Genomic DNA, 5,826 nt, shown 5'->3' on the forward strand with positions numbered 1-5,826 from the left:
GAAGCATACAAAGCACTTAGAGATACACCTGAACAAGCGGAGGCTCAAAAAGTGTATGAGCTAAGAAAAGAAGAACTAACCAAACAAGAGGCAGTATAAATGGCTGAGAGAGGGGTAAATAAAGCGGTCATCATTGGTAACTTAGGCGATGATCCGACAGTTAGGTATTCACCTAACGGAACAGCATTCGCTAATTTCTCAGTCGCTACAAGCGAAACATGGACGGATAAAAACACTGGAGAAAAGCGAGAGCGTACAGATTGGCACAACATCGCTATACAAGGAAAGTTAGCGGAAATAGCAGGTCAATACTTGAAAAAAGGAAGTCAGGTGTACATTGAAGGGAAAATGCGCACCCGTAAGTATCAAGGTAATGACGGTCAAGATAAGTACATTACTGAGGTTGTCGTGGATATGAAGGGAACAATGCAGATGCTAGGTGGTAACGGTGGTAATCAGGCAGGAAGCCAGAAGACACAGCAGAATCAAGGATGGGGCCAACCACAGCAACCGCAAGCGCCAAAACAAGCATCGAGTAATCAAGCGCCACAAAGTGAGCCGCCTCAAGATTGGGATGACCAAGAAATACCCTTCTAACCACCCTACCCGTTTAACCAAAGGATATAACCATGAACACACCTGAGAAATTGCAGGATTTTATTTATTATTTAACTAAAGACGCCGCCCGAAATTCATTTGAAGAATGGCGGGAAGATATTGGAATTAGTTATGAACAATACGCCGAAATAAAAGAATGGTTCAAGCAATTTGATATTAAGCCATACGTTTAATTATAGGGCTCAGTGCAAGGATGCAAACAGGAGATGGATATGACAGATAAACTCAAAAAAGAAATAAGCAGCATTATGGATAGAGCGGCAATGGGTAATGCGACTGTCTGTATATTAAATCGCTTCACCAGCACCGTTCAGATAGCATCATTTTTAATTAGCAAAGGGAAAGTAAAAGAAGCCACTGATTGGCTATATGGTGCTTTGGAATGGGATTCTGAGGTTGATATTTTTAGCGACCTGAAAGATAGCGACGGCAATTCAGAGGATATTCAAACTTGGTTCGATAAGCAGATGGAAGGCGAAATTAGCTTTGCAGAAGCAATTGAATTAATCCGCAAACATTACCCCGAACTTGAAAAGCTACGGACAGCTTAATTTAACTCGCAGGGATGCAATGAAGAGGAATGAATATGAACAGTTTTACACATTATGGGCAATTTATGAAATTCACACTGCCAGAGCCAGACCCTAAGGATGTTTGTAACTTATGTGATAAGGAGGTTGGTAAAGATAATTTAATCCAAGGTCATACGGCAAATATTTGTTTTGAGTGTTCTGATTTAGTGAAAGAAATGGCAGATGAAAAGCGCAAGGAAATAGCAGAAAAAGAAATTGAGCAAATGGCAATTGATTTATCAACTGGTGACTTAGGTTTAGTTGATATGGGAATGGGAACAGCCAGAGCACATGCCGAGCGTTTATATAAAGCTGGATATAGAAAGGTGGAGTGATGGATAAATCAAGACAGCAATTTGAAGAGTGGCGCAGTAAGAATAAATCATCAACGATAAATCTATTCGATGTATGGCAAGCATCACGCGAGAGTGCCGAGCCAGAAATTAAACATCATCAACTAAGAGAGCTCGTTAATACTGCGAGAGATACGGCAATTAAATATCAAGGGTGTCAATGCTTACGTTCAGCGTTATCAACAGCCATAAGACACAGCTTAATCTGTAATGGAGTGAAAATAAAAAAATGAATGATGGTTTTGAGGTGGATATTTATTTTAGATATAAAGACCATTCTGAAAGAAATAAATCAATTCAGGTTAGTTCATTTAAATTTGATGATGAAATCCAATATTTCAACAAACCTTTCTTAATAAGCTACAAAGCAAAAACCAAGAAAACATTAACATGCAAATGCCGAGCTAATGATTGGCATGATAACGGCCGTGATGTAAATGAATATGAATGCGGACAGTGCGGGATGTTTATAACTGTAATCTAATCAAGTAACAATTCATGCAAATAATCGGATATGTATTACTCGTGCTAATACAGGGTTATGCTGTGCCTGTTACAGAGCAAATATACACACAGCAAGAATGCGAGAGCCGTGCAGTGCAAATAATGCAGGTGCGGGATGTTGAAATAGTTTGTGGCGAGGTGTGGCGATGAAATTTAAAGTCGGCGACAAGGTTAAAGTTAAGGGGTATGAAAAAATTGGGGTTATTGAATTGGTTCGAGAAGGACTTTACGCGCCCTACTTAGTGCACGATTGGTGGGATAACCGAAATTGGTACAATGAGAAAATGCTGGAGTTAATTAATGAATAAATACACCGAACTATCTGACTTTGAGATTAATAAAAAGGTTGCTGAAAAGTTAGGACTGGCGTACGAAGTCACAAGGTACGGCGTGGTTACAAGGATGAGCAATAAAGAGCAGTGGCGTGAATTCAATCCATGCAACAATCCAGCCGATGCAATGCCGATTATTATTGAGAATAAAATAGGGTTATCACCAATGTACCATTCTAATAAATGGACGGCTGATTGCCTTGATTATGACTTTATCTCAGTAAATAAAAATCCACTACGCGCCGCTATGGAATTATTTCTATTAATGAAGGATGCGGAGAATGAAGGCTGACTACGGAGGTAGCCATACACCAAAGGAACTGCGTGATAGATGGCAAACTCCCCTACCTTTGTTTGCGCCATTGGACGCTGAATTTGGTTTTTATTTAGATGCCGCTGCCGATAAAAATAATGCTCTCTGTTCTCATTACCTCACCGAAAAAGACAACTCGTTAAATTGCGATTGGGAAAGTTATGGCTCTATTTGGGTGAATCCGCCCTATTCAGATATTCAGCCATGGGTAAATAAAGCCGCTGAGCAATGTAGAAAGCAATTACAGCCTATTGTTATGTTAGTTCCTTCTGATACTTCTGTGGGCTGGTATGAATCAGCATTAGAAACAGTTGATGAAGTAAGATTAATTACGGGAGGTCGAATATCTTTTATTAATGCAGAAACAAAAAAAGCCAGTTAGCGGAAATAATAAAGGTTCTATGTTTTTAATATGGCGACCTTATATAACTCCTCGTAGAATAATCAATACTGTAAATAGAAATTATTTATTAAATATCGGCAATAAAATATTAAATGAATGGAAAATAGCATAGGTGAATTATGACATTTACTGAATTTTCAGGGTTAATAGCACTATGTTTAGTAATTTATTTAATTGAAACAGGGCAAGCGTAATTATGGACATTATCGACTCAGCAAATGAAACAAACTAATTATATATTCAAGTTTCATTATCAAATCGCAAGGCAACAATAAAATCATACAACGGCATGTGTATCTGGTGTCACGAAGAACCAGTCGCACCTAATAGCGCATACTGCTGTACTGACTGCGGCGATGATCATGAACAGTATAAAAGGAAGAATGGATAGGAGGGTAAAATGGAAGATGAAATATTGAAAACATCAGAGGCCGCCAAGGAGTTAAAAACAACACCAAGAACAGTTGCTTATCTTATTTCTAAAGGAGAGTTGAAAGGTAGAAAAGTTGGCCGAGGTTATAGGACCACCAGATCCGCTGTGCTTGATTATATAAATAACCCAGAGCAAACTCATGATGCGAGCAAGGATAATCTAAACGGAGGTAGATTATGTCAATCAAACAAAGAAACGGAATATGGCACTGTCATTTCTTTACACCGTCAGGGAAGAGAATTAGAAAATCTCTTGGCACAAAAGACAAGAAGCAGGCGCAGGAGCTGTATGACAAATTAAGGGCTGAGTCATGGAGGACTGAGCAATTAGATGAACTCCCTCAGCGCACATTTGAAGAATGCTGTATTAGATGGATAAGAGAAAAGGAGAATAAAAAAACCTTAGATGATGACAAAACAAAAATAGAATATTTTTTAACAAAGTTCTCAGGAAGAGCAATATCAAGCATTACTGCTGATGAAATATACGAGTCTGTCTCTTGTATGGAAAATAGAAAGCATCGGCAGATATGGGAAATGAAAAAGGAAGCAGCTATAAAAAAAGGAGTGGAGCCACCAAAATACACACCAAAGCAAGTTAGCCTAGCTACAAGAAGTCAGTACCTATCTTTTATTAGATCATTACTAAGAACTGCAACTAATGATTGGCGATGGATGGAGACTTGCCCATCAATAAAAACCAACAAGCCATTAAGTAAGCGCATACGCTGGCTAACTAAGGATGAAGCAAGCAGGTTAATCCAGTGTATGCCAGAAAGTATCAAGCCAATAGTTACATTTGCACTAGCTACAGGGTTGAGACGATCAAATATCATAAATCTAGAATGGCAACAGGTAGACATGCAAAGGCGTGTAGCATGGGTAAATCCAGAGGATGCCAAAGGCGGCAAGGCAATTGGCATAGCCCTGAATGATACCGCATGTAAAGTTTTAAGAGATCAGATAGGAAAGCATTCAAGATATGTCTTTGTTCATACAGAGTCAAAAAAACGGCCAGATGGAACCATGACACCTCAGGTTAGAAAAATGAGAGTTGATGATAACAGCGGCTGGAGAGCTGGATTAAAAAGAGCTGGTATCGAAAACTTTCGTTTTCATGACTTAAGGCATACTTGGGCAAGTTGGTTGATTCAATCTGGCGTTCCACTTACAGCATTACAAGAAATGGGAGGCTGGGAAAGTATAGAAATGGTTAGAAGGTATGCACATTTAGCACCAAACCATTTAACAGAACATGCACGTAAAATTGATGACGTTTTTAATAATAACGACACAAATACGACACAAAGAAAAAACCAAGTTGGATTGAAATTAGCGTAAGGTGTTGATTTTAAATGGTACGCCCTACAGGATTCGAACCTGTGACCTACGGCTTAGAAGGCCGTTGCTCTATCCAACTGAGCTAAGGGCGCCTAGAGGGGAAATAGACGTTAGCATTTATGCTGATAACGGGTGTGAATTATACTTTCAACATTCTGAGAGTCAACGATTTTTCCACAAAATCAAACTAGATGGTTAAAATATGGTAAGTAATCAACTGACAGATTGCTTATGATCTGACAAAATAGAGCAATACCATAATTGAATAATTTGGATGTATAGATGTCAGCAAGAATTATAGATGGGAAAACGATTGCGCAGACCATCAGAAGTGAAGTGGCAGAAAAAGTAAAACAACGTATTAAGATAGGAAAACGTGCACCGGGTTTAGCGGTTATTTTAGTCGGTGATAACCCTGCATCGCAAATCTATGTTGCTAGTAAACGTAAAGCTTGTGATGAGGTAGGATTTATCTCTCGCTCTTACGATCTACCGGATACTACAAGTGAAGCAGAATTACTCAATCTCATTGATACTCTAAATGAAGATAATACTATTGATGGTATTTTAGTGCAGCTCCCTTTACCTGCGGGAATTGATAACGTCAAAGTATTAGAACGTATTCATCCTGATAAAGATGTTGATGGCTTCCATCCTTACAATATTGGTCGGTTGTGCCAACGTGCACCTAAGCTACGTCCTTGCACCCCTCGTGGTATTGTCACACTCTTAGAGCGTTGCAATATTCCAATGAATGGCTTAAATGCGGTAATTATTGGTGCTTCAAATATTGTTGGTCGCCCAATGAGTTTAGAGCTACTGCTTGCAGGCTGTACAACGACTGTCACTCATCGTTTTACTAAAGATTTACGTTTTCATGTTGAACATGCTGATTTGGTGGTTGTGGCAGTTGGTAAACCTAACTTTATTCCTGGTGAATGGATAAAACCTGGCGCTA

At 39.1% G+C, this 5,826-nt stretch carries 11 protein-coding genes, 1 tRNA gene and 1 pseudogene; 12 read left to right on the top strand and 1 reads right to left on the bottom strand.

Translation table 11 applies throughout. The features are described 5' to 3' along the window. Nucleotides 1–99: 99 nt before the first annotated feature. The 11 genes and pseudogenes from ssb (at nt 100) to ACYUCW_RS17460 (ending at nt 4,868) form a co-directional block, all read left to right on the top strand. A complete protein-coding gene (gene ssb, locus ACYUCW_RS17410; protein WP_196563365.1) occupies nt 100–597 on the top strand; it encodes a single-stranded DNA-binding protein in 498 nt (165 codons plus the stop codon). 32 nt (nt 598–629) lie between these two features. Next, nucleotides 630–791 carry a hypothetical protein gene (locus tag ACYUCW_RS17415; protein WP_153274246.1) on the top strand — a complete coding sequence of 54 codons (162 nt, stop codon included), beginning with the start codon at nt 630–632 and terminating at the stop codon, nt 789–791. Between the two features lie 39 nt (nt 792–830). Next, nucleotides 831–1,169, top strand: a complete 339-nt coding sequence (locus ACYUCW_RS17420) for a hypothetical protein (RefSeq protein WP_196563364.1) — start codon at nt 831–833, stop codon at nt 1,167–1,169. 35 nt (nt 1,170–1,204) lie between these two features. After that, nucleotides 1,205–1,525, top strand: coding sequence for a hypothetical protein (locus tag ACYUCW_RS17425; RefSeq protein WP_460409140.1), 321 nt, complete (start codon nt 1,205–1,207; stop codon nt 1,523–1,525). Beyond that, a complete protein-coding gene (locus ACYUCW_RS17430; protein ID WP_074924248.1) occupies nt 1,525–1,776 on the top strand; it encodes a hypothetical protein in 252 nt (83 codons plus the stop codon). Before ACYUCW_RS17425 ends, ACYUCW_RS17430 begins: the two co-directional genes overlap by 1 nt. Continuing rightward, the gene (locus ACYUCW_RS17435; protein ID WP_151252766.1) at nt 1,773–2,027 is read left to right on the top strand and encodes a hypothetical protein; all 255 of its coding nucleotides are present in this window, start codon (nt 1,773–1,775) and stop codon (nt 2,025–2,027) included. The genes ACYUCW_RS17430 and ACYUCW_RS17435 overlap by 4 nt, the downstream gene beginning before the upstream one ends. A 166-nt stretch (nt 2,028–2,193) precedes the next feature. Next, entirely contained in the window at nt 2,194–2,355 is a 162-nt protein-coding gene (locus ACYUCW_RS17440) for a hypothetical protein (protein WP_154599060.1), read from the top strand. Then, nucleotides 2,348–2,671 (top strand): phage protein NinX family protein, encoded by a 324-nt coding sequence (locus ACYUCW_RS17445; protein ID WP_004916562.1) that lies wholly within the window; start codon nt 2,348–2,350, stop codon nt 2,669–2,671. Before ACYUCW_RS17440 ends, ACYUCW_RS17445 begins: the two co-directional genes overlap by 8 nt. Then, a pseudogene (locus tag ACYUCW_RS17450) lies at nt 2,661–3,207 on the top strand (phage N-6-adenine-methyltransferase). Before ACYUCW_RS17445 ends, ACYUCW_RS17450 begins: the two are co-directional and overlap by 11 nt. Nucleotides 3,208–3,495: 288 nt before the next feature. Next, complete coding sequence (locus ACYUCW_RS17455; RefSeq protein WP_159290206.1) at nt 3,496–3,828, top strand: helix-turn-helix domain-containing protein; 333 nt, start codon at nt 3,496–3,498, stop codon at nt 3,826–3,828. Beyond that, a complete protein-coding gene (locus ACYUCW_RS17460; RefSeq protein WP_460409142.1) occupies nt 3,711–4,868 on the top strand; it encodes a tyrosine-type recombinase/integrase in 1,158 nt (385 codons plus the stop codon). The genes ACYUCW_RS17455 and ACYUCW_RS17460 overlap by 118 nt, the downstream gene beginning before the upstream one ends. A 15-nt stretch (nt 4,869–4,883) precedes the next feature. Here ACYUCW_RS17460 and ACYUCW_RS17465 read toward each other — a convergent pair. Then, nucleotides 4,884–4,960: transfer RNA gene (locus ACYUCW_RS17465), tRNA-Arg, on the bottom strand. 190 nt (nt 4,961–5,150) lie between these two features. On the opposite strand from ACYUCW_RS17465, the gene folD reads away from it, so the two are divergent. Continuing rightward, on the top strand, nt 5,151–5,826 hold a 676-nt coding region (gene folD, locus ACYUCW_RS17470; protein WP_460409141.1), incomplete at its 3' end, for a bifunctional methylenetetrahydrofolate dehydrogenase/methenyltetrahydrofolate cyclohydrolase FolD.

The organism is Proteus sp. MB838 (genome assembly GCF_054767435.1).

Bases quoted from the DNA above. Each gene is read 5' to 3' on its own strand.
- ssb (WP_196563365.1), top strand. From the start codon at position 100: ATGGCTGAGAGAGGGGTAAATAAAGCGGTCATCATTGGTAACTTAGGC.
- ACYUCW_RS17415 (WP_153274246.1), top strand. From the start codon at position 630: ATGAACACACCTGAGAAATTGCAGGATTTTATTTATTATTTAACTAAA.
- ACYUCW_RS17420 (WP_196563364.1), top strand. From the start codon at position 831: ATGACAGATAAACTCAAAAAAGAAATAAGCAGCATTATGGATAGAGCG.
- ACYUCW_RS17425 (WP_460409140.1), top strand. From the start codon at position 1,205: ATGAACAGTTTTACACATTATGGGCAATTTATGAAATTCACACTGCCA.
- ACYUCW_RS17430 (WP_074924248.1), top strand. From the start codon at position 1,525: ATGGATAAATCAAGACAGCAATTTGAAGAGTGGCGCAGTAAGAATAAA.
- ACYUCW_RS17435 (WP_151252766.1), top strand. From the start codon at position 1,773: ATGAATGATGGTTTTGAGGTGGATATTTATTTTAGATATAAAGACCAT.
- ACYUCW_RS17440 (WP_154599060.1), top strand. From the start codon at position 2,194: ATGAAATTTAAAGTCGGCGACAAGGTTAAAGTTAAGGGGTATGAAAAA.
- ACYUCW_RS17445 (WP_004916562.1), top strand. From the start codon at position 2,348: ATGAATAAATACACCGAACTATCTGACTTTGAGATTAATAAAAAGGTT.
- ACYUCW_RS17455 (WP_159290206.1), top strand. From the start codon at position 3,496: ATGGAAGATGAAATATTGAAAACATCAGAGGCCGCCAAGGAGTTAAAA.